General features: G+C 45.5%; 21 protein-coding genes. 18 read left to right on the forward strand and 3 right to left on the reverse strand.

Annotated elements, in window-relative coordinates; all coding sequences use genetic code 11:
- The first annotated feature begins 167 nt into the window (after positions 1-167).
- The 15 genes from A3GI_RS0102135 to A3GI_RS0102210 all read left to right on the forward strand — a co-directional run bounded on the left by A3GI_RS0102135 (position 168) and on the right by A3GI_RS0102210 (position 17,057).
- Complete coding sequence (locus A3GI_RS0102135; RefSeq protein ID WP_018359835.1) at positions 168-1,139, forward strand: glucosaminidase domain-containing protein; 972 nt, start codon at positions 168-170, stop codon at positions 1,137-1,139.
- A gap of 5 nt (positions 1,140-1,144) precedes the next feature.
- Entirely contained in the window at positions 1,145-2,323 is a 1,179-nt protein-coding gene (locus A3GI_RS0102140; RefSeq protein WP_025079319.1) for an AIR synthase related protein, read from the forward strand.
- Between the two features lie 3 nt (positions 2,324-2,326).
- Positions 2,327-3,418, forward strand: coding sequence for a peptide chain release factor 1 (gene prfA, locus A3GI_RS0102145; protein WP_018359837.1), 1,092 nt, complete (start codon positions 2,327-2,329; stop codon positions 3,416-3,418).
- Positions 3,419-3,480: 62 nt separating this feature from the next.
- Positions 3,481-4,311: an orotidine-5'-phosphate decarboxylase gene (gene pyrF, locus A3GI_RS0102150; protein ID WP_018359838.1), complete on the forward strand. Its 831-nt coding sequence runs from the start codon at positions 3,481-3,483 to the stop codon at positions 4,309-4,311.
- Positions 4,311-5,354, forward strand: a complete 1,044-nt coding sequence (gene lpxD / locus A3GI_RS0102155) for a UDP-3-O-(3-hydroxymyristoyl)glucosamine N-acyltransferase (RefSeq protein WP_018359839.1) — start codon at positions 4,311-4,313, stop codon at positions 5,352-5,354. The genes pyrF and lpxD overlap by 1 nt, the downstream gene beginning before the upstream one ends.
- Before the next feature lie 11 nt (positions 5,355-5,365).
- Complete coding sequence (locus A3GI_RS0102160; RefSeq protein WP_018359840.1) at positions 5,366-6,748, forward strand: bifunctional UDP-3-O-[3-hydroxymyristoyl] N-acetylglucosamine deacetylase/3-hydroxyacyl-ACP dehydratase; 1,383 nt, start codon at positions 5,366-5,368, stop codon at positions 6,746-6,748.
- A gap of 20 nt (positions 6,749-6,768) precedes the next feature.
- Entirely contained in the window at positions 6,769-7,563 is a 795-nt protein-coding gene (lpxA, locus tag A3GI_RS0102165; RefSeq protein ID WP_018359841.1) for an acyl-ACP--UDP-N-acetylglucosamine O-acyltransferase, read from the forward strand.
- Between the two features lie 28 nt (positions 7,564-7,591).
- Positions 7,592-9,115: a bifunctional ADP-dependent NAD(P)H-hydrate dehydratase/NAD(P)H-hydrate epimerase gene (locus tag A3GI_RS0102170; RefSeq protein ID WP_018359842.1), complete on the forward strand. Its 1,524-nt coding sequence runs from the start codon at positions 7,592-7,594 to the stop codon at positions 9,113-9,115.
- Positions 9,116-9,241: 126 nt separating this feature from the next.
- Complete coding sequence (locus A3GI_RS0102180; protein WP_018359843.1) at positions 9,242-9,931, forward strand: phosphatidylserine decarboxylase family protein; 690 nt, start codon at positions 9,242-9,244, stop codon at positions 9,929-9,931.
- 50 nt (positions 9,932-9,981) lie between these two features.
- Positions 9,982-10,680: a CDP-diacylglycerol--serine O-phosphatidyltransferase gene (gene pssA / locus A3GI_RS0102185; protein ID WP_018359844.1), complete on the forward strand. Its 699-nt coding sequence runs from the start codon at positions 9,982-9,984 to the stop codon at positions 10,678-10,680.
- 79 nt (positions 10,681-10,759) lie between these two features.
- Positions 10,760-11,050: a DUF4834 family protein gene (locus A3GI_RS0102190; RefSeq protein WP_018359845.1), complete on the forward strand. Its 291-nt coding sequence runs from the start codon at positions 10,760-10,762 to the stop codon at positions 11,048-11,050.
- 210 nt (positions 11,051-11,260) lie between these two features.
- Positions 11,261-14,200 carry a putative LPS assembly protein LptD gene (locus A3GI_RS0102195; RefSeq protein WP_018359846.1) on the forward strand — a complete coding sequence of 980 codons (2,940 nt, stop codon included), beginning with the start codon at positions 11,261-11,263 and terminating at the stop codon, positions 14,198-14,200.
- 2 nt (positions 14,201-14,202) lie between these two features.
- A complete protein-coding gene (locus A3GI_RS0102200; RefSeq protein ID WP_018359847.1) occupies positions 14,203-14,913 on the forward strand; it encodes a rhomboid family intramembrane serine protease in 711 nt (236 codons plus the stop codon).
- The gene (locus tag A3GI_RS0102205; protein ID WP_018359848.1) at positions 14,897-15,859 is read left to right on the forward strand and encodes a rhomboid family intramembrane serine protease; all 963 of its coding nucleotides are present in this window, start codon (positions 14,897-14,899) and stop codon (positions 15,857-15,859) included. The genes A3GI_RS0102200 and A3GI_RS0102205 overlap by 17 nt, the downstream gene beginning before the upstream one ends.
- A 40-nt stretch (positions 15,860-15,899) precedes the next feature.
- Positions 15,900-17,057 carry an endonuclease/exonuclease/phosphatase family protein gene (locus tag A3GI_RS0102210; protein ID WP_018359849.1) on the forward strand — a complete coding sequence of 386 codons (1,158 nt, stop codon included), beginning with the start codon at positions 15,900-15,902 and terminating at the stop codon, positions 17,055-17,057.
- 185 nt (positions 17,058-17,242) lie between these two features.
- On the opposite strand, the gene A3GI_RS0102215 is transcribed toward A3GI_RS0102210, so the two are convergent.
- Positions 17,243-17,857 carry an IMPACT family protein gene (locus A3GI_RS0102215; protein ID WP_018359850.1) on the reverse strand — a complete coding sequence of 205 codons (615 nt, stop codon included), beginning with the start codon at positions 17,855-17,857 and terminating at the stop codon, positions 17,243-17,245.
- 229 nt (positions 17,858-18,086) lie between these two features.
- Positions 18,087-19,451, reverse strand: coding sequence for a chromosomal replication initiator protein DnaA (dnaA, locus tag A3GI_RS0102220; protein ID WP_018359851.1), 1,365 nt, complete (start codon positions 19,449-19,451; stop codon positions 18,087-18,089).
- 500 nt (positions 19,452-19,951) lie between these two features.
- Here dnaA and A3GI_RS0102230 point away from each other — a divergent pair, with 500 nt between their 5' ends.
- From A3GI_RS0102230 to rplS, 3 genes are all read left to right on the forward strand, one after another.
- Positions 19,952-21,898 (forward strand): LptF/LptG family permease, encoded by a 1,947-nt coding sequence (locus tag A3GI_RS0102230; protein ID WP_018359853.1) that lies wholly within the window; start codon positions 19,952-19,954, stop codon positions 21,896-21,898.
- Between the two features lie 24 nt (positions 21,899-21,922).
- Complete coding sequence (locus tag A3GI_RS0102235; RefSeq protein ID WP_018359854.1) at positions 21,923-23,140, forward strand: bifunctional 3,4-dihydroxy-2-butanone-4-phosphate synthase/GTP cyclohydrolase II; 1,218 nt, start codon at positions 21,923-21,925, stop codon at positions 23,138-23,140.
- A gap of 255 nt (positions 23,141-23,395) precedes the next feature.
- Complete coding sequence (gene rplS / locus A3GI_RS0102240; RefSeq protein WP_018359855.1) at positions 23,396-23,761, forward strand: 50S ribosomal protein L19; 366 nt, start codon at positions 23,396-23,398, stop codon at positions 23,759-23,761.
- 192 nt (positions 23,762-23,953) lie between these two features.
- On the opposite strand, the gene A3GI_RS0102245 is transcribed toward rplS, so the two are convergent.
- On the reverse strand, positions 23,954-24,529 hold the full coding sequence (locus A3GI_RS0102245; protein ID WP_018359856.1) for a DUF3109 family protein: 576 nt from the start codon (positions 24,527-24,529) through the stop codon (positions 23,954-23,956).
- Between the last annotated feature and the right edge of the window lie 14 nt (positions 24,530-24,543).

Below are 24,543 nucleotides of genomic sequence, written 5' to 3' on the forward strand. Positions count from 1 at the left end.
ACGGTTTCGCTGCTTTTCGGGTTGATTCTCCGGAAGCAGCGAAACTTTTTTGTGGGCATATATTGAGTGTATAAGAATATTCATTGAAAACACATCGCCTTTTTTTGTATTTTTGTAAATTGCAAGGTTGGCATAGATTATGTGTTTGGTAAACGCATAATTTATGTATGCCTAATTTGAATGATAATATGACCGAACGATTGAATATACGGTTTCTTGTCGGTGTTTGCCTGATTGCTTTGTTTGCCTGTGCGCTAAATGCCCAGCAAGCAAAACGAAATTCGGTTTATATGAATTATATCTACAAACATAGCGACGAGGCCATTTCGCAAATGAAATACCATAAGATACCGGCAAGTATTACCATGGCGCAGGGATTGCTCGAAACGGGAGCCGGCACCAGCAGTTTGGCAGTGGAGCACAACAATCATTTTGGTATCAAGTGTCATAAAACATGGACAGGCCCTCGTGCTTATCGGGATGATGATCGCCGGAACGAATGTTTTCGCAGCTATTCTTCCTGGAGAGATTCTTATAAGGACCATTCCATTTTTCTTAAACAGGCTCGATACAGAGAACTTTTCCGCTTAGCCCCCGATGATTACAGGGGATGGGCTAAAGGTTTGCAGCAGTGTGGTTATGCCACGGATCGCGGTTATGCCAACCGTTTGATAAAAATTGTAGAGGATTATGAACTTTATGCTCTGGATAAAGGCTATTATCCTTCCTGGTATGACGGGGGCAAGAGTTTCAGGCAGATGAAATCCCGCAATGATAAATACCGAAAGTCTTCACCGCTCCTGAGAGATGCTTACCTGAGCTATAATTTGTTGTATGTATTGGCAGAAGATGGCGATACATTCCAGTCTATTGCCGACGATATGGGGATGAAACCCCATAAATTGGCCAAATATAACGATGCCCCTGAAGATTTTGTGCTTAAAAAGGGGGATGTGGTCTATCTGCAAGCCAAACACAACAGGGCAGAGCCTCCGTACTATACCTATGTGGTGCGTGTGGGAGACTCTATGCACAGCATCGCACAGCGTTTCGGGGTGAAGATGAGCAAACTTTATAAAATGAATAATGCGGACGGAGATTATCTGCCTTTGGAAGGCGATGTGCTGCGTCTCAGATAATACGGATTATGAACGAACGATATATTCAGCGTGGTGTTTCGGCCTCTAAGGAAGATGTGCATCGAGCCATTAAGAATGTAGATAAAGGGTTGTATCCCGGAGCTTTTTGCAAAATTATTCCCGATTTGCTGGGAGGAGACCCGGAGTATTGTAATATCATGCATGCCGATGGTGCCGGCACCAAAAGTGCTTTGGCCTATATGTACTGGAAGGAGACCGGAGATCTGTCGGTCTGGAAAGGTATTGCCCAGGATGCTTTGATTATGAATATCGATGATTTGCTCTGTGTGGGAGCCGTCGACAATATATTGGTATCGAGCACGATAGGGCGAAATAAACTGTTGATACCCGGGGAGGTGATTTCGGCTATCATCGATGGAACCGAAGAGCTGCTTGCAACTCTCAGGAAGATGGGAGTCGATGCTTACTCTACGGGGGGGGAGACTGCCGATGTGGGAGATTTGGTACGCACGATTATTGTGGACAGTACTGTTACCTGTCGCATGAAACGCAGTGATGTGATCGATAATGCCAACATCAAAGGCGGTGATATCATTGTAGGATTGGCTTCTTATGGGAAAGCAACCTATGAAGATGTGTATAACGGCGGTATGGGGAGTAATGGACTGACCAGTGCGAGACACGATGTCTTTGCCCATTATCTGGCCCGAAAATATCCCGAAAGCTATGATCATGCCCTTCCCGAAAGTCTGGTATACAGTGGTTCTCTGCAGCTAACCGACAAAGTGAAGGGCGTCGATTTGGATGCCGGAAAGCTGGTACTCTCTCCCACGCGTACTTACGCTCCGGTGGTGAAAAAGGTTCTTGATGAAATGAGAACCCGCATTCACGGTATGGTGCACTGCTCGGGCGGTGCACAAACCAAAATCATGCACTTTTTGAAGAACAAACACGTAATCAAAGATAATTTATTGCCTGTACCTCCCCTGTTCGACCTTATACAGAGAGAGAGCGGTACTCCGCCCAGAGAGATGTATAAGGTGTTCAATATGGGACATCGTATGGAGTTTTATGTGCCTTCTTCTGAAGATGCCCGAAGAATAGTGGAAATTTCTGAAAGTTTCGGTATTGCAGCCCGGGTAGTGGGGCGTGTGGAGGATGCGGAACAGAACAGGCTGACTCTGAAGACTCCGTACGGAACGATAGAATACGGTAACGAATGATATATGACTGCAGATAACAACGAATTGTTGCAACGCATAGAAGGTTTGCATGCCCGTTTTGAAGAAATCAGCACGATGATTTCTTCTCCTGAGGTTATTGCAGACCAGAAAAGATATGCCAAACTGAGTAAAGAATACAGAGACCTGCAAAAGATATTAGATAAGGGGAACGAGTATAAGAATGCCATGGATACCATACAGGAAGGGCGGGAGACCATGCAAAATGAAGGCGATCCCGAACTTCGCGAAATGGCACGCGAACTTATCGGTGAAGCGGAGGAAAAACTGCCCCGGCTCGAAGAAGAGATAAAAATGCTTCTGGTGCCGGCCGATCCTGAAGACGAAAAAAATGCGGTGATGGAAATACGTGGAGGCACGGGCGGTGATGAAGCGGCGATTTTTGCCGGTGACCTTTATAAGATGTATATCAAGTATTGTGAGAGCAAAGGTTGGAAAACCGAAGTAACCAGTTACACAGAAGGAACCGCCGGAGGGTTTAAGGAGATTATCTTTACCGTAACCGGCGAGGGAGTCTATGGAGTGCTGAAATACGAAAGCGGCGTACATCGCGTACAGCGTGTGCCGGCCACCGAAACGCAGGGACGCGTGCATACTTCTGCAGCCACGGTGGCTGTATTGCCCGAAGCCGATGAGGTGGATGTGGAGATCAATCCTGCCGATGTGGAGATGCAAACAAGCCGTTCCGGCGGTGCCGGCGGACAGAATGTGAACAAGGTCGAAACCAAAGTTCAGTTGACGCATAAACCTACGGGCATAGTGGTGATTTGTCAGGAAGCCCGTACACAGACCGGGAACCGTGAACTGGCCTGGCAGATGCTCAGAAACAAACTGTATGAGATCGAGATTACTAAACATAACGAGGCTATTGCGAGCAAAAGAAAGACGATGGTTTCTACCGGAGACAGATCGGCTAAAATCCGTACCTATAATTATCCTCAGGGACGGGTAACAGACCATCGGATCAATTTGACCCTTTATAACCTTTCGGCTATTATGGATGGCCATGTACAGCCCATTATCGATGAACTGATCGTAGCCGAAAACATTGAGCGAATGAAGGAGGCGGAATTATAGCGATTACCTCCGATGCCGGGGTGTCCATCGATTTTTTGTTCTCCTGAAAAGAGTATAAGATTATGACAAAAGAAGACCTTTTTGAAAATATTAAGCGCAAGCGTTCATTCCTTTGTGTGGGATTGGATACGGATGTGCGCAGATTGCCCGAACATTTGCAACACGAAGATGATCCTATCTTTGAGTTCAACCGCCGGATTATCGATGCCACAGCGGAGTATTGCATTGCCTATAAACCCAATCTGGCTTTTTACGAGAGTATGGGGGCTTTCGGCATTCAGGCTTTTGACAAGACTGTTTCGTATTTGCGTGAGAAATACCCCGATCAGTTGATTATAGCCGATGCCAAACGCGGAGATATCGGAAACACCAGCAGCATGTATGCGCGTTCTTTCTTTGAGAACTCCCATGTGGACGCCATCACCGTATCTCCGTATATGGGCTCCGACAGTGTTTCTCCCTTCTTGCTGTATCCCGGTAAATGGGTGATTCTGCTGGCTTTGACTTCCAATCAGGGTTCGGCGGATTTTCAGATGATGCAGGATGAAAAAGGGGAGTATCTCTTTGAACGTGTGTTACGTATTTCTAAAACGTGGGAAAACTCAGAACAACTGATGTACGTGGTGGGAGCAACCAAGGCTCAGATGCTGGAGCGTGTTCGTGCAATTGTACCCGACAGCTTTTTGCTGGTGCCCGGCATCGGTTCACAGAATGGAAGTCTCGAAGAGGTTGTTAAGTATGGTTTGAATAAAACGTGCGGCCTGATCGTAAATGCTTCGCGCAGTATTATTTATGCCGATAATACTGAAAGTTTCGCCCTGTATGCTGCCGAAGAAGCCGGTAAACTGAGGAGGCAGATGGAAGATGCATTGATTAAGAACAATATTATTTGATGATACCCGAATTTTCTGTAGAACAAATAGCGGCAGTTGTTGGCGGTACCATAGAAGGTGACCCCTCTGCCAAAGTAAGTGCGTTCGGAAAGATAGAAGATGCCAAAAGCGGTGATTTGACGTTTTTGGCCAATGAGAAATACGAGTCTTTTATCTATACCACCAAAGCGACGGCTGTTTTGGTAAACAAAACGTTCGAACCTCGTGAAAAGATAGAAGCTGTGTTAATCCGTGTGCCTGATGCTTATGCAGCTTTAGCCCAGCTTTTGCAGATGGTGCAGCAGGCAGAAAAGGCCGATCGGCCTGTCGGTATTCACCCGACAGCTATCGTAGCCGAAGGGGTGATAATCCCCGAGGATGCCTATGTCGGCGCTTATGCTTATGTTGACCGTGGGTGTGTAATCGGTAGCGGATGCTGTATTTACCCTTATGTTTATATCGGTAAAGGTGTGCAAATAGGAGAACAGACCGAGATTTATCCGCATGCTACGGTCTATAGCGGCGTTAAGATAGGTAGACGTTGCCTGTTGCATGCAGGGGTTGTAATCGGAGCCGATGGTTTCGGATTTGCACCCGAAGAAGACGGTTATCACAAGATTCCGCAACTCGGAGGCGTTATTTTAGAAGATGATGTCGAAATCGGGGCCAATACTTGTGTGGATCGTGCCGTTATGGGTAATACGATCATCAGTAAGGGTGTTAAACTGGACAATCTCGTTCAGATTGCCCATAATTGTGTTGTCGGTAAGCATACGGTAATGGCAGCTCAGGCCGGTTTAGCCGGATCTACGCATGTGGGCCAGTGGTGTCAGCTTGGCGGTCAGGTGGGTGTGGCCGGTCATTTGAAGATCGGCAATCATGTGAAAGCCGGTGGACAGACCGGTATTCTGGGTAATATCGAGGATGGCAAAAATATTATGGGATCGCCTGCTATGGAAGCCGGCAAAGCCATGCGTACTTATGTGCAGTTGAGCCGGTTGTCCGAATTGGAGAAACGCGTGAGAGAACTGGAAAAAAAGTTATATGTAAAAGAAAAACAATAAGATATATTGCAATGACACAAAATCAGCAAACATTAGGAGGCAGCTTTAGCCTGTGCGGTAAAGGACTGCATACGGGGTTGAATATCAACATCTCTTTTCACCCCGCACCCGATAATACGGGTCGTGTAATACGTCGTGTGGATTTGGATGGTACCCCCGAAATACCGGCTCTGTCCGAGTATGTGGTAGCTACGGAGCGTGGCACTGTGCTGGGCAAAGGCGAGGTGACGGTCAGTACCATCGAACATGCTATGGCGTCTCTTTTTGCCATGAATGTGGATAATTGTTATATCGATGTCGATGCCCCTGAATTCCCTATTTTAGATGGGAGTGCACGTGATTATATCGAGAACATAAGACGTGTGGGCATAGTAGAGCAAACTTTCCCGGCAGAAAACTACATTGTGATGCATCGTAAAGAAGTGAATAAGGGAGACTCCCGTATCTTGCTGTTGCCGGATGATCGTTTTGGTGTAGATGTTCATATCAGCTATGATTCTCCGATTTTGAGCAATCAATATGCGGAGCTTTACGATCTGGAAGATTTTGAAAAAGAAATAGCCGATGCCCGCACTTTTGTGTTTGTACGAGAAATAGAACCCCTGATACAGCATGGTTTGATTAAGGGAGGAGATCTCGATAATGCTTTGGTTATCTATGATAGAGAGTTAAGCCAGGAGCGTATCGATGAAATCTGCAACCTTGTGGGCGTACCGAAAAAAGAAGTCTCTTCTTTGGGTTATCTGAACACGCGCCCCCTGAAATATGAAAATGAACCGGCACGCCATAAACTGCTTGATGTTTTGGGCGATCTGTCTTTGATCGGCCGTCGGATTGTGGGGCGTATCATTGCCCGAAGCCCGGGGCATACCATTAATAATATGATGGGGCAAGCCATTCGTAAAGAGATCAAGCAAAATGAGTCTCAGGCTCCGCTGTATGATCCTTGCAAAGAGCCTTTGATGGATGTAAACCGTATTCGGGAATTGCTTCCGCACCGTTATCCGTTCTTGCTGGTGGATAAGATTATCGACCTGGGGCAGTACGAGATTGTGGGCGTGAAGAGCGTATCCGGCAACGAGCCGTTTTTTGTCGGACACTTCCCGGATGAGCCTGTAATGCCCGGCGTGTTGCAGGTAGAGGCTATGGCGCAAGTGGGCGGTTTGCTGGTGCTTAATTCTTTGAGTGATCCGGAGCGTTATTCGACTTATTTCTTGAAAATCGATAATGTGAAGTTCAGACGTAAGGTGGTGCCCGGAGATACTCTGCTCTTCAAGCTCCGGATGCTTACGGAAATTCGCCGTGGCGTGGCCAATATGCGCGGACTCGCTTTTGTGGGAGACAAACTCGTTTGCGAGGCCGAGTTTATGGCTCAGATTGTGAAGAATAAATAAAACGAAATAAACAGTAAAATATGTCGAATCAGAGTTTAGTAAGCCCTTTGGCTGTGGTTCACCCCGGTGCGAAATTGGGAGAAAATGTTCGTGTTGAGCCTTTTGCCGTAATAGAAGATAATGTTATTATCGGTGATAATTCCGTAATACACACCCATGCTGTAATTCGGAGCGGTGCCCGTCTTGGTAAACATTGCGAAGTACACCCGGGTGCCGTGGTGGCCAACATCCCTCAAGACTTGAAATTTGAGGGAGAAGACACCGTAGCCATTATCGGAGACTATACGACCATCCGTGAGTGTGTAACCATCAACCGCGGTACCAAATCGCGCGGACATACGATTATCGGCGATCACTGTCTTTTAATGGCTTATTCTCACGTGGCGCACGACTGTGAAGTAGGCAATCACGTTATTATAGGTAATGCCACACAAATCGCTGGCGAAGTGGAAATAGCAGATTATGCCACTATCAGCGGCGGAGTGCTTGTTCATCAGTTTACACGTATCGGAACGCAGGTCATGGTGCAGGGCGGATGCCGTTTCTCCAAGGATATCCCTCCGTTTACACTGGTGGGGCGCGAACCGACCGTATATTGCGGTATCAATATTGTGGGATTGCGCAGGAGGGGATACACCAAAGAGCAAATCTATATCATCAACGATATTTACCGCACCTTGTATCAGCGTGGCTTGAATACAACGGATGCTTTTGCCGTGATCAAAGCCGATTTCCCCGATTCGGAAGAGCGGCGCATTATCTTAGACTTCATTACTTCCAGCCAGCGAGGTATCATTCGCGGCAATCTGGAGTAAGTTGCTTTTCTGTTAAATATTTGCAGGTATGAAAAAGATATTCACCGGAGCGCAAATAGCAGAATTAGACCGATACACCATGCGCAGCGAATCCATTGAGCATATAGACTTGGTGGAACGTGCTGCGCGTGCTTTTGTTTATGAGTTTAATCGTCATTATATGCCCCGGCGCAACGATGTGTTTGTTTTCGCCGGGCGGGGAAACAATGGCGCCGATGCTTTGGCTATAGCACGTTTGTTGCTTGAGGACAGCTACTCCGTGCAGGTGATACTTTTTAATACCAGCGGCTCTTTATCCCCTTCGTGCGAGGCTAACAGACAGCGACTTCTGGATACTCCCGGCAGTCACTTGCAGGAGGTTCGCGATGAATTTACACCACCGGTTATGCGTCATGACAGTGTGGTGATCGACGGTCTCTTCGGGACAGGGCTGAATCGAGAGCTGGAAGGTGGATACGCCATGCTGATAGAGTTTATCAACCGGAGTGAAAGGGAGGTGGTCAGTGTGGATATTCCGTCCGGTTTATACAGTGAGGAGAATGATTTCGGGCGCAGATTGCCGCCGATTATTAAGGCGACGCGCACGTTTTCTTTTGAGCAGCCCAAACTTTCTTTCTTTATGGCTGAAAACAGCCGCTATCTGGGTCAATGGCAAATTCTTTCCATCGGGCTGAGCGAACGGGGAAAAGAAGAAATAGAGTCCGATTATTTTCAGACCACGGACTTTGATATGGCACGCTCTATTCTGACCCGTGACCGTTTTGCTCATAAGGGCGATTTCGGGCATGCTTTACTCGTATCCGGAAGCCGTGGACATATGGGAGCAGCCTGTTTGGCTGCCAAAGGTGCCTTGCGCAGTGGAGCGGGTCTTTTGACTGTGCATGTACCGGCTTGCGGAGAGGTTATCATGCAGACCGCTTTACCGGAAGCCATGACGGATTCCGATATGGAGTCCGATTTGATTAGCGGTGTGCCGCAGCCGGATAAATTCGATGCTGTGGGAGCAGGTCCGGGCATCGGTGTCGGAGCCATACAGGAAAAAATGCTCAGACAGCTCATTCTATCGATGAAAAAACCGATGGTCTTGGATGCAGATGCCCTGAATATCATTGCAGAGCACCGCGATCTTCTGGATTTACTGCCTTCGGGAAGTATTCTTACCCCTCATGCCAGAGAATTGGAGCGGCTGACGACTTATTGCGATAATGATTACCAGCGCTTGTGTCAGGCTCGTGCTCTCTCGGCCAATCATCAGGTTTATGTAGTGCTGAAAGGTGCTTATACGGCCACCTGCATGCCCAGTGGTAAGGTTGTCTTTAACAGCAGTGGAAATGCCGGTATGGCTACGGCCGGTAGCGGGGATGTGCTGACCGGAATAATTACGGGTTTGCTGGCACAGGGTTATGCTCCGGCTACGGCTGCCGTGCTGGGCGTCTATTTGCATGGTCTGGCCGGAGACCTTTATGCCGGCCGCTATTCTCAGCAAAGTTTGCTGGCCGGAGATATTGCTGAATATCTGGGTGAAGCATACAAGCAGTTGCTGGTCCATTAGAGATGCTTGTATCTGTTGGAGAATGGATGACGAAAGGGGATATTTGCAAAACTTGCTTAATGCGTTCTGCCGTGTTAATGATACACTCTTTGTATCTTTGCACCGGAATTTCAAATTGATATACTGATGACTCTACATAAAGAGGGAACGGAGTTGATAATTTGCCTTTTGGTTGTATTGGCTGCAATTCTTAGTACCATTTATCTGTTTTTAGGTGCCGGGGTGGTTTTCTGGATTATGTTGGTTGCCATGTCTGTTCTGGCTTTACTTGTCATTAATTTCTTTAGATATCAGCCCCGTTTTCATGCGATGGCCGATCAGCCCGATGTGGTTGTTGCTCCTGCCGATGGTACGGTGGTTGTAGTAGAGCCGGCCTGCGAGCGACGTATGTTAAACGGTGAAGAGTGTTTGCAGGTTTCTATTTTCATGTCTGTATTTAACATTCATGTGAACTGGATACCGGTGAATGGGGTGGCTGAGAAAGTGGAACATACGAAGGGACGTTTCAGGGCGGCATATCTGCCAAAGAGCAGCGAGGATAATGAGAGCGCTTCTGTTTTGATACGAACGGAGCAGGGGTTCAAAGTGCTTGTTCGTCAAATAGCAGGGGCTGTAGCCCAGCGAATCGTAACTTATCCCAAGATTGGGGAGCATGTGCATATCGACAGTAATCTGGGTTTTATAAAATTCGGTTCTCGTGTCGATCTGTTTTTGCCTCTTGACAGTGAAGTAATGGTCGAACCGAGGCAAAAAGTTCAAGGAAACATCACCGTTATTGCCCGTTTGCCAAAAGCAGATGCATCTGCCAGCCGTTAGCGGTTGGTCGTATCGTTTTCGGATACTTGTATTAACTAAGACGCCAAAAAATGAATATTCGCAAAAACATTCCTAATGCCATAACGTCTCTTAATCTGTTGAGCGGAGCTTTGTCATTGGTTTTTTCTCTGTATCTCAAACAACCTCATATTGCAGTCTGGTTTATCGTAGCGGCTGCAGTTTTCGATTTTTTCGATGGTTTGGTGGCACGAATGCTTCATGTGGTATCTCCAATTGGTAAGGAGTTGGATTCTTTGGCTGATGTGGTCAGTTTCGGCGTGGCTCCCGCTGCATTGATTTTTGCTGCTTTTGCTCCCGCTGTTGGCTCTTCGTCCGAACTCCTCCTTTGTCTTCCGATTTTTATTACCTCCGTTTTTGCCGGTATCAGACTGGCTAAATTTAATGTTGATACCCGGCAGACAACTTCTTTTCTCGGGTTGCCCGTACCCTCCAATGCTCTTTTTTGGATCGGTTTCTTTGCTTTAGGCACATCTTACGGATATTTCTTCCGGCCTGTCGCTGTCGATATTCCTGTTTTTTTGATGTGGTTTTTTACCATACTCATGAGTCGTCTCATGGTCAGTGAAGTACCCATGTTTTCCCTCAAAGTGAAAAATTTCGGGTGGCGAGGCAATGAACGGCAGTATTTGCTTATTTTGAGTGCTTTGGCATTCTTTTTGCTGTTCGGTTGGGGAGGTTTTGCCCCCACGATAATCGTATATGTGTTTTTATCCTTACTGAAAGCCTGATAAGAAGTACTATTTGGCTATCTTTAAGCGTTAGCTATACGAGTTGACAGTATTAAACTTAAATATATAACGAAGGAAGATGTCATTTTTTATAATATTCATTCTCTGTCTGGTTTTAATATTTGTTTTGTGGCCTAACATACAGCAGTGGGTGGCTCGCAAAATCATGCAGCGTATTGCCCGAAATATGGGTTTGGACCCCGAAGCCTACGAACAGCAGAGGAGAAAACATAATCGGCAACAGAGTAATTCTTCCAATGCCAAACAGTCGAATGGTGTTCAGGATAAAGTCGGTTTGGATGAATTGGCCAAGCGTAAGTTCGACAAGGAAAATAGTAGCGAGTACGCCGACTTTGAAGATATTCCCTGAATTAAAATCTTCTTCTGTCGGCTCCGGTTTTTACCGTAAAGCTGTGTTTATGGGTGGAAATCGTTATTTCCTGTAAAAACTCTGTGTTTGTCAATGCTCCCTTTTCTTTATATTTGTTGTGTGCTTAAACATCTGATGTCTTGTAAGAAAACAGATGTTTGCACATAATGAAGAGATTGACGATAAAATATCTGGCAAATAAAATATATTGTGAACCGCAATAAGCAGCGTAACTGCAATATTCTTCCTCTGATGGTGCTCTCCGTGCTCGTTTTGTTGAGCGCCTGTGGTACCGGTCGTTCGCGTAAACAGACTGCTTCAGTACCCTCTGAGGTGTTGGAAAAGGTTACGCAGACGGCCGATTCTTTATTGCAGGGAGCGGATGAGGTTGGAGCAAACCTCGTAACAGATACTGTATTGCCGAAACTGAATATTGACCCTGTCAGTGAAATCAGCTCTGTCAGCAAGCCGGACAGCCTGATTCTAAAAGATTCGTTGAGTTTACCCGATAGTCTCGAAGCTGATTCTTTGCATCAGCCTTCTAAATTTGGCCTGGAAGATGTGGTCGAATACAAGGCACAGGATTCCATGGTTATCGAAGGCTCCAATATGGTATACTTTTATGGTGAAAGCTCGGTGAAGTATCAGCAGAAAAGTCTGGATGCTCATTACATGAGGGTTAATCTGGACAGTAGTCAGGTTTTCAGCCGGTATGTGCTCGACAGCGTCGGCAAACCCGCCTTTATACCCAAGTTTACCGATAATCAGGAAGCTTATGAAGCTAAGTCCATGACTTACAATTTCAAGTCGGAAAAAGGTTTTATTTCCGGTGTCACCACCCAACAGGGAGAAGGTTATCTGACATCGAGGTTGACCAAAAAGGTGGATGATAATACTATGTTTTCCCAGGGTGTTCGTTATACGACCTGCGACCATCATGATCACCCACACTTCTATATAAACATACAAAAGGCCAAGATACGTCCCGGTAAAAATCTGGTGGCGGGCCCTGCCAATCTGGTCTTGCTCGATGTGCCGTTGCCCATCGGTTTGCCTTTTGGTTTCTTTCCTTTTAGCGAAACCTATTCTTCGGGTGTGTTGATGCCTTCTTTCGGTGAAGATTATGGCCGAGGCTTTTTCTTGCGTAATGGCGGGTATTATTTTGCTTTTAACGATTACATCGATCTGGCTGTGACCGGCGAGGTCTACACCAAAGGCAGCTGGGGCGTTTCCGCCCGTTCCACTTATCGAAAGCGTTACCGTTACAATGGTTCTTTCGATTTCAGTTATCTGGTAACAACGAGTGGAGATAAGTATGTGGGAGACTATACGAAGGCTAAAGATATGCGCATCTCCTGGACTCACTCCCAAGATCCGAAGGCAGATCCCGTGCAGAACTTTTCAGCCAGCGTCAACTTTTCGACCAGCAGTTATAACCACAACTCCCTCGACCATGTTTACAATCCCATGCGCAGCGGAGAGAACAACAAAAGTTCTACAGTCAATTACTCCCGCAGTTTCCCCGGTACACCATGGCGGTTATCCGCCTCTTTCAGCATAGACCAGCGGTCCATAGACAGTACAATCAACGTAACGCTTCCGGACCTTTCCGTATCGATGAGCCGTATTTTCCCATTCAAAAGAAAAACGGCGGTGGGTAGTGAGCGGTGGTATGAGAAAATTGCCGTAAGCTATTCGGGGCAGGTGCGAAACAGCATCTTGAGTAAAGAGAATGAGATTTTGCAGAAAAATATCATTCGGGACTGGAGGAACGGTGTCAGCCATCGCATTCCCATTACAGCCTCTTATAAACTTTTGGATTATGTAGACCTCACGCTGAATGCCGACTACAACGAACGGTGGTATTCCAAGAAAGTGAGTCGAAGATACAGTCAGGAGCACCGTCGGATGGTCAATGCCGATACTACTTACGGTTTTAACCGTGTGTATGATTTCAATACGAGCATGTCTGCCAGCACTACTTTGTATGGCTTTTATAAGCCTAAATTCGGAGGTGAAAAGTTGCAGATGATCAGGCATACTGTTACTCCCCGTATAAGTCTCAATTACAGACCTGATTTTGGTGACCCGAAGTGGGGTTACTGGCGTACGTACAACTATGTGGACTCTTTGGGTAAAGCTCATTCCGAGCATTATTCGCCGTACGACGGGCAAATTTTCGGACGTCCCGAACGGGGCAAGAGCGCTTCCATCAGTTTCGGTATGGAAAACAATATCGAAGCCAAATGGAAAACTCTGGTTAAGTCCGACAGTACCGACACCGAAACCGAAGAGTTTAAGAAAATAAGCATTATAGACAATTTCTCTTGGGACTGGAGCTATAACATGGCTGTCGATTCTTTTCGCTGGAGCGATATCGGCACCAGTCTGAGGTTGAAGCTTTCTAAAGATTTTGTTCTGAACCTCTCAGGCAGTTTCGATCCGTATATCTATGAGTATACTGTCGATGATCAGGGCAACGTCAATCCGTATCCGGTGGATAAACTGCGTATCCTCCATGGTCGGGGCATCGGTAGCTTAAGATCGACCGGAACGTCTTTTAACTTCACGCTTAATCAGGATAAGCTGAAAAAGTTCTTCGATTTGTTTAGAAGGAAAAAGAAATCGGAAGGAAAGGATGAGCAGCAATCGCAAGGTCCGCCTGCAAAGGATAACGATGAGGGCTTGTCTTTACCTCCTCCATCTGCCGAAGGCAAGAATGATGGGGAAGCCGGGGAACGTTCCCAAAAGACACCGGACAGATATGACGATGACGGCTTCCTGATTTATCAAGTGCCCTGGAACCTTTCCATAAATTATGGTGTTACGCTCAATAGAGACAAATTCAGTATCGAACGGAAAGATTTTACGTACAAATTGTTCCACAACCTGTCTCTCTCCGGCTCGATACAACCCACCCAAAACTGGTCTGTTAACTTCAATGCCAACTATAATTTCGAACTTAAGAAACTTACCAGTCTTACCTTTAATCTGGTTCGGGATATGCACTGTTGGCAGATAACGGCCAGTGCCATGCCTTTTGGCCCTTATAAATCATACACAATGACTGTAGCAGTGAAGAGCTCTTTGCTTAGAGATTTGAAGTATGACAAACATAGCTCACGCAGAAATGCTAATCTTTGGTATTAAAAATGGAGAATGCTTATAAACCGGCGGGTTTTTTCCCGCCCGTAACACGAAACCTGATTATTATTAATTTTCTGGTATGGTTTGCAGAATTGGTTTTGCCACGCTACGGAATCGATCTGATTTCAATCTTCGGATTGCATTATTTCGAGGCATCCGAGTTCAATCCGATGCAGCTTTTCACCTATATGTTCCTGCACAGTGATGACAGTATAAATCATGTTTTCTTCAATATGTTTTCGCTGTGGATGTTCGGTTCTCTGATCGAACGTTTTTGGGGAAAGTGGCGTTATCTTTTTTTCTATATCACGTGCGGACTCAGTGCTGCCATTGTACAGGAGGTCGTTTGGTTTTTCTCTTTTCACGAGTTGGCCCTTATAGGCAGCGATCTGGTGCGTATAGGCAGCGGAGCTGTGGTTCAAGCGAACGAGGCTCTGAATATGGCCATTACGGTGGGAGCATCGGGTGCCGTTTTCGGCCTGTTGCTCGCTTTTGGTATGCTTTTCCCGAATAGTAAGATATTTCTTCTCTTTATCCCCATACCTATTAAAGCCAAGTATTTTGTGATTATCTATGGTGTGGCAGAGCTTTTCTTCGGTGTTTCTGCCGTTGGCGATAATGTGGCTCACTTCGCTCACCTCGGAGGTATGCTGGGTGGTCTTATTCTGATTTTGCTCTGGCGAAAGAAAGGAGAAATCGATGGACCGTACAATTGATTCTGTTCGTTCGTGGTGGAAACGTTCCGATCTTGTCCGTCGGTTAATTGCCGTCAACGTTTTTGTCTTCATTCTTTTATGGCTTGTCCGGTTCTTTACGTCCCTGTTCGGTACGTGGCATCTTGTGCCCGAGCTTTGGTTGGCTTGTTATCCGTATTTTCATGACCTTGTCTCTCACCCTTGGGGAATCTTGACCTATATGTTTGTCCATGCCGATGTGTGGCATCTGCTTTTTAATATGCTGTGGCTCTTTTGGCTCGGACATCTTTTTCTGCATTATCACGGACACCGCCGTCTGCTCGCTGTGTATCTCAGTGGTGGAGTCATAGCCGGGCTTTTTTATATCCTTATTTTCAATCTGTTGAATACAGCCGGCGTCTATATGCTTGGTGCTCCTGTTATCGGAGCTTCGGGTGCCGTAATGGCCGTTGTTTTCGGCATTGCTTTTTATGCCAAATGGGAACGTGTCAACCTCTTCTTTCTGGGGTCTGTTCGTATCCCTTATCTGGCATTGGGTATGCTTGTGCTGGATTTGCTGCTTTTGGGTACCGACGGTAATTTGGGCGGTCATCTGGCTCACATCGGCGGGGCTTTATACGGTTATCTGTTTGCTTCTCTTTCGATACGCAAGCATAGAGATATTACGGAGCCTGTACAGCGTTTTATCGATTGGCTGGTGGATACATGGGGAATACTTACCGACCGGCGTAAACGGGTAAACCGGAGGATTAGGCGTCGTGCGGAAGAGGTGCAGAGACAACGTGATGTGAAAAAAGAAACCGACAGTGCAAAGCAGAGAGCGGATGCGTCTCAAACCTCCCCTTCGGAGGCCGAACTGCGCCAAGAGCGTATCGACCGGATTTTGGACAAAATACGCCGGTCCGGTTATGCCAGCCTGACTTCGGAGGAAAAGAAGGAGCTTTTTGAACAGAGTCGAAAACTGTGAGTTTAGCTTATGAGAAAGAAAAAAAGCATAAATTAGCTTCATGGCAAAAGGAAATACATCAAAAAAAAACAGGCTTACACCCTTAAGCATCACTTCGAGGGTACTGCTCGTTACGCTAAAGCTGGCCACACTGCTTCTGTGCCTGATGTATATGGGCAGTGCCGCTTCAGTATGGATTTCTCCTGCCAAATTCGTTACTCCCGCTTTTCTGGGGCTTGCTTTTCCTATCTTTCTGCTCCTGATGCTGTTGGCCTTGTTTTTCTGGCTTTTGGCTGCACGCTGGTCTATCGTGGTAGCTTTGGTGCTTGTTCTGGTACTGAGCTGGGGTTCCATAAGGAGTTATATGCCCATTCATAGGGCTACGTCGCAGGATAAACTTCCTTCCGGTGTTATCAAGGTACTTTCTTACAATGTGATGTCTTTCGGCTTTCTGGAGCATACCCCCCAGAGTCCTAATCCTATTTTGCAGTTTATCAAGAGCAGTGGTGCTGATATCGTTTGTCTTCAGGAAGCCATGCTCTCTTCTAAATCATCGCAGTTTGTTTCATTGGAGGATGTTAAAGCGTATTTGCCGCAGTATCGCTATCGCGACTACAGAACTGTGCAGAACGATGCCGGAGGAGGTATGCTTTTGCTTTCCAAATTCCCCATACTTTCCTCTCGACGCCTGCCCATAGAATCGGACTATAACGGCAGCGTCGTTTATGTGTTGTCTGTGAACGGACAAAAGGTAACGGTTATCAACAATCATCTCGAGTCTTTCAGGCTTACCATGGAAGACGGCAAGCAATACCTTAAAATGGTGAAAGAAGGTGATGCTGCAGCTCTCCGTGAAAAAATGGGGGCTAAGTTCGCTCCGGCTTATCGCAAGCGCAGTTTGCAGGCCGATCTTATCCATGAGGTTATTGTACGGGAAGGTACCGAACGTATTATTGTCTGTGGTGATTTCAACGATACCCCCATTTCGTATGTGCGACACCGCATCGCTCGCGGACTTACCGATACTTTCATTGCATCCGGACTGGGGGTAGGGGTTAGTTTTAACCGCGGATATTATGCCGTTCGTATCGATCATATTTTATGCGGATCGGGTTTCAAACCTTATAATACGTTTGTGGACAACACCATTAAAGCCAGCGATCATTTCCCTATCCTCACCATTCTCGATCCTCTCTTTCTGAAGCCGGCAGCAAATTAATTTTCTCGATATTTATCCTGTACCTGCTCGGTAAAATTTTCTGCCTGACGGATAAAAATTCTTTGCCTGAAGAATTTTCAACGAAGTTAACTTGGATTTTTATTTTCCTTAACAAGAATTTTTGCTTTCCTTCGGGAATGATTTTTTTATAGAGAAAATCATTTTTTTTGATGTCCGAATTCTTGCTAAGATTTTGTTTCAGAAAGATTTACGCCGTACAGGTTTTCTAATCTCTTTTTGAGCGTGTCGCTCTGCCCGCAACGGATTCGCAGGTGCAGGTTGCAGGTTTCCCTGAAATCCTGTTGTATGATGTTTGCTTCGCTGTCCTTGACGATACGCATTACTTCCCCCATGAGCGGATAACTGAAATGACACCGAAATTCTTCTGTTCGTATCACTTCTTTCAGTTTAGCTGCGGCAAGAGCTTCTTCCACTGCCGTGCGATAAGCGACCCCAAGCCCTCCGGTGCCTAATTTGACGCCTCCGAAGTAGCGGATTACAATAGCTATGGCATTTGTCACATTAGCTGCAACAAGACGTCCGAGAATCGGCTTACCCGCCGTGCCGGAGGGCTCTCCGTCATCATTGGCACGCGTTTCAGAGCCATCGTGCCCCAAACGGTATGCCCAGCAAACATGGCGTGCATCATAATACTGTTTCCGGTATTTGTCTACTGCATTCAAAGCCTCCTGTTCGCTTTCCACCGGCACAACGTAACTGATGAACTTGCTTCGCTTTTCCGTATATAGCCCTTCTGCCGTTTCTTCCAGTGTGATAAACGTATCTTGTATCGGTTCCATAAGAAAAAATAATAACGGTGTGTCATCATGTGCAAATTACTGTGTTGCCTTCGGCCTTCGGCTTCAGTCGCGTACTTCTGTACGCTCTCTTAACCCTCAGTCTTAGCGCTTTGTACTTTACACATTCTGGCGGCACCTGAAAGGGGCTGTGCCAAAATTCATTTTTGACACAGCCCCTTCAAATTTAATGTTATTAAATAATATCGAAGAATAAAATCTTTTTGTTTGTCTACACATGGAGGCGTTCTATTGCCTTCTCCATGGTTTGTCTGAAGTTTTGATCCACTTTCATCCGGTCTTTTACCGTGTTGTAACCGTGAAGTACCGTGGCGTGATTTCTGCGTCCCAGCATTTCACCGATAGCGTTCAGGGATTGGTTTGTGTAAGACTTGGCCAGGTACATCACTGCATGGCGTGCAGCCACGACATCCTGCCTGCGGGTTTTATCCTTGATAAGACCTGCATCTACGTGAAACACATCCGTAACCACATCCTGTATGCGCTCCATTGTGATTTCCGGCTTTTCTAAAGAAACCGCCCGGCTAACGATTTTTCGTGTGAAAGTAAGATCTATTTCCTTATCCGGAGCGATGAGTGCATAAGTAAGCAGCGAACATAAAGTACCTTCCAGTTCACGTACATTGTTTTGAACGTTTTCCGCAATAAACTCGATAACCTCGTCCTTCAGCTTTACGCCGCTTTCTGCCACCTTTTCCTTGAGTATTTTTCTTCTCAGATCTATATCCGGCTTATCCAAAGCAACGGTAACTGAACCTTTGATCCGGCTGACCAGCCGTTCTTCCATGCCGCTCAGGTGGATAGGTGCCTTATCCGAAGTCAATACAATTTGTTTGTTCAGCAGTTTGAGGTGATTGAAAACCTCGAAGAATGCCTGCTGGGTCTTCACCTTTCCGATAAGCCCCTGAATATCATCCACGATCAGCACATCTATTTGCTGGTAGAAGTGAATGAAGTCGGTGCGTTCGTGGAAACGTGACGATGTTACATATTGGGCTTCGAATTCCTGACTGGATACATAAAGTACCCTCAACTCCGGGTGCAATGTTTTTACTCTCAATCCGATGGCTTGAGACAGGTGTGTTTTCCCTACGCCGCTGGGGCCGTAGATAAAGTAGGGGTTCATCGGAGCATTTCCCGGTTTGGCTGCTACTGCTTCGGCCACTGCTCTGGCCACGTGGTTGCAATCGCTTTCATAGAAGGTTTCGAAGCTTAGTTTCTCATTCAAATGAGAGTTGAATGTTTTTTTCTCTTCCTCTTTCGTCTGAGGACTGCCTGTCGGCAGGTTCTTCTCAGTTGCTTTTTTATCGACTTCGGGGTTCGTTGTGTAGGTAAAATAAAGTGAGGCGTGAGGTCCGATATGCTCCCCCAACACCCGGCTGAGTTCTGTAGCATAGCGGCTCTCTAAATATTGGCTGAAATATTCTGTCGGTACACGAAGCGTAAGCGCCCCGTTTTGTAAATTTACGGCCTCTATGGGTGCAAACCATGTTTCGTAGCTTTTTTCATCTGTTAAGAGGCGAAGAGATGTCAGACACTCCTGCCAGAGTGTCTCCAAAGAGTTACGTTTGGACATGATGACTTCTGGTGTTTTTATTCTTTTTTCTACTTACAAAGTTTGCTATTCTTATTGAGAAAAAAAAGTAAGATAAGGCGCTTGTTTTTTTTAATAAGTTGTATCCTTTTTGTTATCAGTCTGTTACGTATCTTTGTTGTCAACAGTTGATGTTTTTGTATTAATGTGTTGATTTTCAGCGAATTGATTTATGTGTGTTCTGTGGAACATGCGGGTTTTTAACAGTTGACAATGAGGTCTAACTCCTTGTCTCGTGTCGGTTTATTATTGCTCCACAAAAATAAATTTCAGCCGATCTGCTATTTGTGTCGGTTCCAAATAAAGAAACTTGAATTCAGATGAAATAAAATTTATTTTTAAGCTTTTTTACAAGAGTTTTTTCCGGAAAAAGGTTATAAGCGTTTTCTTTTTTCAATATCTTCAAAATGGGAAATATGGTTAACTTTGAAACCTTAGAACATAACGACTTTCCCGAAAAGGGGTAATTCTTTCTTTGATAAATGAAAATAAAAGGCGTTAAAAGACTCTATACTTATATACTGCAAACGTTCATTCCGTTGCTGCTCATGACCTTCTTTATCTGTTGGTTCATTGTGCTGTTGCAGTTTTTATGGCGTTATGTAGACGAAATGGTAGGCAAAGGGTTGGATATCGGCATTTTGGCTCAGCTTATGTTTTATGCTGCCATGTCGTTGATACCGATGTCTTTGCCTTTGGGTATTTTGCTGGCTTCGCTGATGACTTTCGGTAATTTGGGGGAGAAGCTCGAATTGCTGGCTATGAAAAGTTCCGGAGTGCCACTGCATAAAATCATGACTCCGCTGTTTGTGGCGGTAATGGGCTTGGCCGGAGGTTTGTTCATTTTTCAAAACGACTATTTGATAACGAGTCAGGTAAAGCTGTGGACCATTGTCTATTCGGCTCGTCGGGCACAGCCTGAACTTGAAATACCGGAGGGCACATTTTATAATGGTATCGAAGGTTACAACATTTACGTAAAGCAGAAGAATGCCAAAACCGGTCTTCTAAGCGATGTGATGATTTATGACCACTCGCAGGGGTTCAGTAACATGCGTGTAATCAATGCGGATAGCGGCCGCTTGGTGATGGATGACAGTAAGTCTTTCCTTACTTTTACTCTTTATGGCGGGCAAAGTTTTGAAAACCTTCAAAGACAGGAGTTTGACATGGAGGGAAAACCGATACCGTACGTAAAAGAGCGTTTTCAGGTAAAAACCATCGTAATACCTTTTGATGCCAAATTCAAGATGATGGATGAAAGCGAGATGGGTTCTCTGTACGTGGGTAAGAACCTTTGGGAGCTGAACGCTTATCTGGATTCTGTTTCTGTGGTTCGAGACAGTGTACGTTCGATAAACAGTACCGCTCTTCTGAATATGCAAAACAGTATAAGTTATACCGCCAGAATGCCTTTGCCGGGCGACACGACGCAGGAGGCCAGAGCATACCGTGAGGATGTCCGGACTGCTGCGCACCGGGCACAATTCCGGTTAGACAGTTTGCGCAGCCAAACATCGTCTCAAGACTCTTTGATTGCGATCTCGCATGCCATCTCGGATCTCGATATGCAACTGTCCGAACTGACATCCCGCAAGTTTATGCAGGAATCCGAAGACATTTTGCATCGTACCAATTCGGCTGAGAAACATCGCAAGTTCACTTTCCCCGTGGCGTGTATCGTATTCTTCTTTATCGGAGCTCCTCTCGGTGCTATTATTCGCAAGGGAGGCATCGGTACGCCTGTGGTAGCTTCCGTGGTTTTGTTTATCATTTATTATATGATCGATACGTTCGGCTATAAAATGGCCAAGAGCGGCGATCTGGAAACATGGCAGGGTATGTGGTTGAGTACGGCTGTACTGATGCCCATCGGTATTTTTCTGACTTATAAAGCATCGAGGGACTCTTCTACTCTTAATATGGATTCGTGGATGATTTGGCTTAAGAAGCTGATGGGTTATCGAACTCCGAGAAGAGTGTCATTCAAAGACCTCATTGTGCAGCCTGCCGATCCGGCGATATCCATTGCCAAAGCCGGCACCGTTAAAAAAATGGCTCAACAGCTTTTGGAATCGCCGCTTATTAAAAGCCGGATGTTTGCACTTTGGAAACTTGGGCGCGATAATCATTTGCTTAAGCCGTTTGTTCTTGAGCTCGAAGGGACCATCGAATATCTGAGGGATAGTACCAATGCTTTGGTCGTTCTTAAGCTGATGGACTTCCCGGTGATGTCTAAAATATTAAGCCGTTGGATACCGGAAAATAAGATATGGGGAATTGTGTTGATGTTATTTTTGCCTTTGTCCGTTCCTCTTACTTTTTATTTGGCGCATAGGCGATATTTGATAAAGAAGGATTTGGAAACGGTGGTAGCGCAAAGTGATTTGCTTTTGGAGATACTTGAAGGTGAAGATAGAAAACAGTAATTATTGTAAAGTGATATTAATATTATGGGAGACTTTTTATTAAATACGATAGAAGAGGCTATTGCCGATTTTCGGGAAGGAAAGTTTGTTATTGTGGTCGATGATGAAGATCGTGAGAATGAGGGAGATTTTATTATTGCCGCGGAAAAAATTACTCCGGAAAAAGTGAATTTCATGATGCGTTACGGCCGCGGAGTGCTTTGTGTGCCGATTACCGAAGAGCGTGCTGCAGAGTTGGAGCTTCAGATGCAGGTGCCGATGAATACGTCTGTTCATGAAACACCTTTTACGATAACCGTAGACCGGTTGGGTAAAGGCTGCACCACCGGCGTTTCCATGTATGACCGTGCACAGACAATTTTGGCTCTGGCAGATCCTAATACAAAACCGAGTGATTTGGCACGTCCCGGTCATGTTTGTCCGTTGCGTGCAAGAAATAAGGGCGTGTTAAGGCGTGCAGGTCATACAGAGGCTGCTGTCGATCTGGCACGCTTGTCCGGCTTTCAGCCTGTGGCCGCTTTGATTGAGGTTATCAATGAGGATGGCACCATGGCGCGTTTGCCCGATCTGGTCGAAGTAGCGCGTCGGTTCAATCTGAAAATTATTACCATAAAGGATTTGATTGCTTACCGGTTAAGAAGAGAGAGTATCGTGGAAATGGGTGTGGAGGTTCATATGCCCACCAGTCGCGGTGATTTTCGGCTTATCCCTTTCCGCCAGGTCAGTAACGGTTTGGAGCATATAGCTCTGATTAAAGGAGATGTTTCCGATGGAGAGCCGGTATTGGTACGTATGCACTCCAGTTGTGCCACGGGGGATATTTTCGGTTCGCGTCGATGCGAATGCGGTGACCAGTTGCATAAGGCGATGGAGATGATCGAGAAAGAAGGGCGCGGTGTTGTGGTTTATTTGAATCAGGAAGGCCGTGGAATCGGATTGATGGATAAAATGAAGGCGTACAAGCTGCAGGAGCAAGGCTTGGATACGGTGGAGGCTAATTTGCATTTGGGGCATAATGCCGATGAGCGGGATTATGGTGTGGGAGCACAGATTTTGAAACATCTTAAGATTAGTAAAATGCGTCTGTTGACCAACAACCCCGTCAAGCGTATCGGTTTGGAGGCCTACGGTTTGGAAGTCGTACAAACCGTACCCATCGAGATCGCTCCCAATCCTCACAATGCGTTTTATCTTGAGACCAAAAAGAAACGTATGGGGCATACACTGCACAATATCAAGTAAATATTTAATGAAAAGCAATGAGAACTGTTTCTGAGGAGAATTCTTTTATTATTATGTTATTAAGATAGCTTGGAAACGGTTTGATTTTTTGTTCTCCGGGAAAACAGATCATCGAAAATTTGCTTATTTGCTTGATTATATGTTACTTTGCGTTCGCTTTGCGTAATCTCTGTCAGGATTTTGCCATGAAGTGCAAATGTTAAAGTAAGACCTGTTATATTGCGTTTAGTAAAAAACTAATCAAAAAAAGCAAAAATGGATTTAATTAAAATCGTTCATGAAGAGTTCAAATCAGGAAAAGAATTGCCTGATTTTAGAAGTGGTGACACCGTTACCATCGACTATCGTATTCGAGAAGGTAACAAAGAGCGTATTCAGAAATACCGTGGTGTTGTGATTCGTATCAGCGGTCATGGTGAGAAGAAGCATTTTACCGTGCGTAAAATTTCTGAAGGAGTTGGTGTAGAGCGTATTTTCCCTATGGACAGTCCCTTTATCGAGTCTATTACAGTTGAAAAGCATGGTCATGTGCGTCGTGCCAAACTGTATTATTTGCGCGCTCTGCGTGGTAAAAAAGCAAGAATTAGAGAACGTCGTTATTCAGGTGTAGAAAAAGCATAACTCCCTGAAGCGTTTGAAAAAGATAAAAAAGCCGGGGTTTTGCCCGGCTTTTTATCTTTTTATGGTTTCGGTCTGAGGGCGGGAATTTGCCGATAAGACTTTTTCTTTGATAATGAAAATCGCAGTGCTTTTTATTATTTTATCGGATGAACTTCTCAGAGGATGTACTTAAGAAGAATGCGACTGTCAAGTTTACTTTTCGGTTTTCAAAATTTCGGCACACGTCTCGAGCTTGCTGTACCACTCCTGGCCAAATGCAGCGATAAGAGGTTCTTTGAGAAAACGATAAAGTGGAATACCTTCTTTGCGACCTTTTTTCAAGGCATACTTGCAGATACTCCATTGGTGATAGTTGAGGGCAGTAAACTGTTTGCTTCTGATAAGTCTGATAGGATATAAGCGACAGCTCAGAGGTTTACAGAAATCAATTACCCCTTCTCTAAAAAGTTTTTCAAAAGCACAGAGGCAGTTGTTATTTTTGTCGTAAGTAGTGAAGACACAGTCTTTGCCGTTTACAATAGAAGTTACTTCATCTCCATCTTCATCGAGATAGCTTACTCCTTGTTTATCTATGATATCCAAAGCTTTAGAAGATAAATATGGTCTTACTTCAGGTAAATATTTTTGGAGCAATTCTGTTTCTCCTTTTTCGAGAGGAGCTCCGCTTTCTCCCTCCACACAGCATACTCCTTTACACTTTTCGTAATCGCACGAAAAGTAGACTTCTAGGATATCCTCACTGATTATTTTGTCGTCTATTTCAATCATTTATTTTTTATGCA

Origin of the sequence: Porphyromonas macacae DSM 20710 = JCM 13914 (assembly GCF_000379945.1) — a bacterium.
Lineage (GTDB): Bacteria > Bacteroidota > Bacteroidia > Bacteroidales > Porphyromonadaceae > Porphyromonas > Porphyromonas macacae.

Bases quoted from the DNA above. Each gene is read 5' to 3' on its own strand.
- pyrF (WP_018359838.1), top strand. From the start codon at position 3,481: ATGACAAAAGAAGACCTTTTTGAAAATATTAAGCGCAAGCGTTCATTC.
- A3GI_RS0102135 (WP_018359835.1), top strand. From the start codon at position 168: ATGCCTAATTTGAATGATAATATGACCGAACGATTGAATATACGGTTT.
- A3GI_RS0102180 (WP_018359843.1), top strand. From the start codon at position 9,242: ATGACTCTACATAAAGAGGGAACGGAGTTGATAATTTGCCTTTTGGTT.
- A3GI_RS0102190 (WP_018359845.1), top strand. From the start codon at position 10,760: ATGTCATTTTTTATAATATTCATTCTCTGTCTGGTTTTAATATTTGTT.
- A3GI_RS0102170 (WP_018359842.1), top strand. From the start codon at position 7,592: ATGAAAAAGATATTCACCGGAGCGCAAATAGCAGAATTAGACCGATAC.
- A3GI_RS0102245 (WP_018359856.1), bottom strand. From the start codon at position 24,529: ATGATTGAAATAGACGACAAAATAATCAGTGAGGATATCCTAGAAGTC.
- A3GI_RS0102210 (WP_018359849.1), top strand. From the start codon at position 15,900: ATGGCAAAAGGAAATACATCAAAAAAAAACAGGCTTACACCCTTAAGC.
- A3GI_RS0102205 (WP_018359848.1), top strand. From the start codon at position 14,897: ATGGACCGTACAATTGATTCTGTTCGTTCGTGGTGGAAACGTTCCGAT.
- A3GI_RS0102230 (WP_018359853.1), top strand. From the start codon at position 19,952: ATGAAAATAAAAGGCGTTAAAAGACTCTATACTTATATACTGCAAACG.
- pssA (WP_018359844.1), top strand. From the start codon at position 9,982: ATGAATATTCGCAAAAACATTCCTAATGCCATAACGTCTCTTAATCTG.
- A3GI_RS0102235 (WP_018359854.1), top strand. From the start codon at position 21,923: ATGGGAGACTTTTTATTAAATACGATAGAAGAGGCTATTGCCGATTTT.
- prfA (WP_018359837.1), top strand. From the start codon at position 2,327: ATGACTGCAGATAACAACGAATTGTTGCAACGCATAGAAGGTTTGCAT.
- lpxA (WP_018359841.1), top strand. From the start codon at position 6,769: ATGTCGAATCAGAGTTTAGTAAGCCCTTTGGCTGTGGTTCACCCCGGT.
- A3GI_RS0102160 (WP_018359840.1), top strand. From the start codon at position 5,366: ATGACACAAAATCAGCAAACATTAGGAGGCAGCTTTAGCCTGTGCGGT.
- dnaA (WP_018359851.1), bottom strand. From the start codon at position 19,451: ATGTCCAAACGTAACTCTTTGGAGACACTCTGGCAGGAGTGTCTGACA.
- rplS (WP_018359855.1), top strand. From the start codon at position 23,396: ATGGATTTAATTAAAATCGTTCATGAAGAGTTCAAATCAGGAAAAGAA.
- lpxD (WP_018359839.1), top strand. From the start codon at position 4,311: ATGATACCCGAATTTTCTGTAGAACAAATAGCGGCAGTTGTTGGCGGT.
- A3GI_RS0102215 (WP_018359850.1), bottom strand. From the start codon at position 17,857: ATGGAACCGATACAAGATACGTTTATCACACTGGAAGAAACGGCAGAA.
- A3GI_RS0102200 (WP_018359847.1), top strand. From the start codon at position 14,203: ATGGAGAATGCTTATAAACCGGCGGGTTTTTTCCCGCCCGTAACACGA.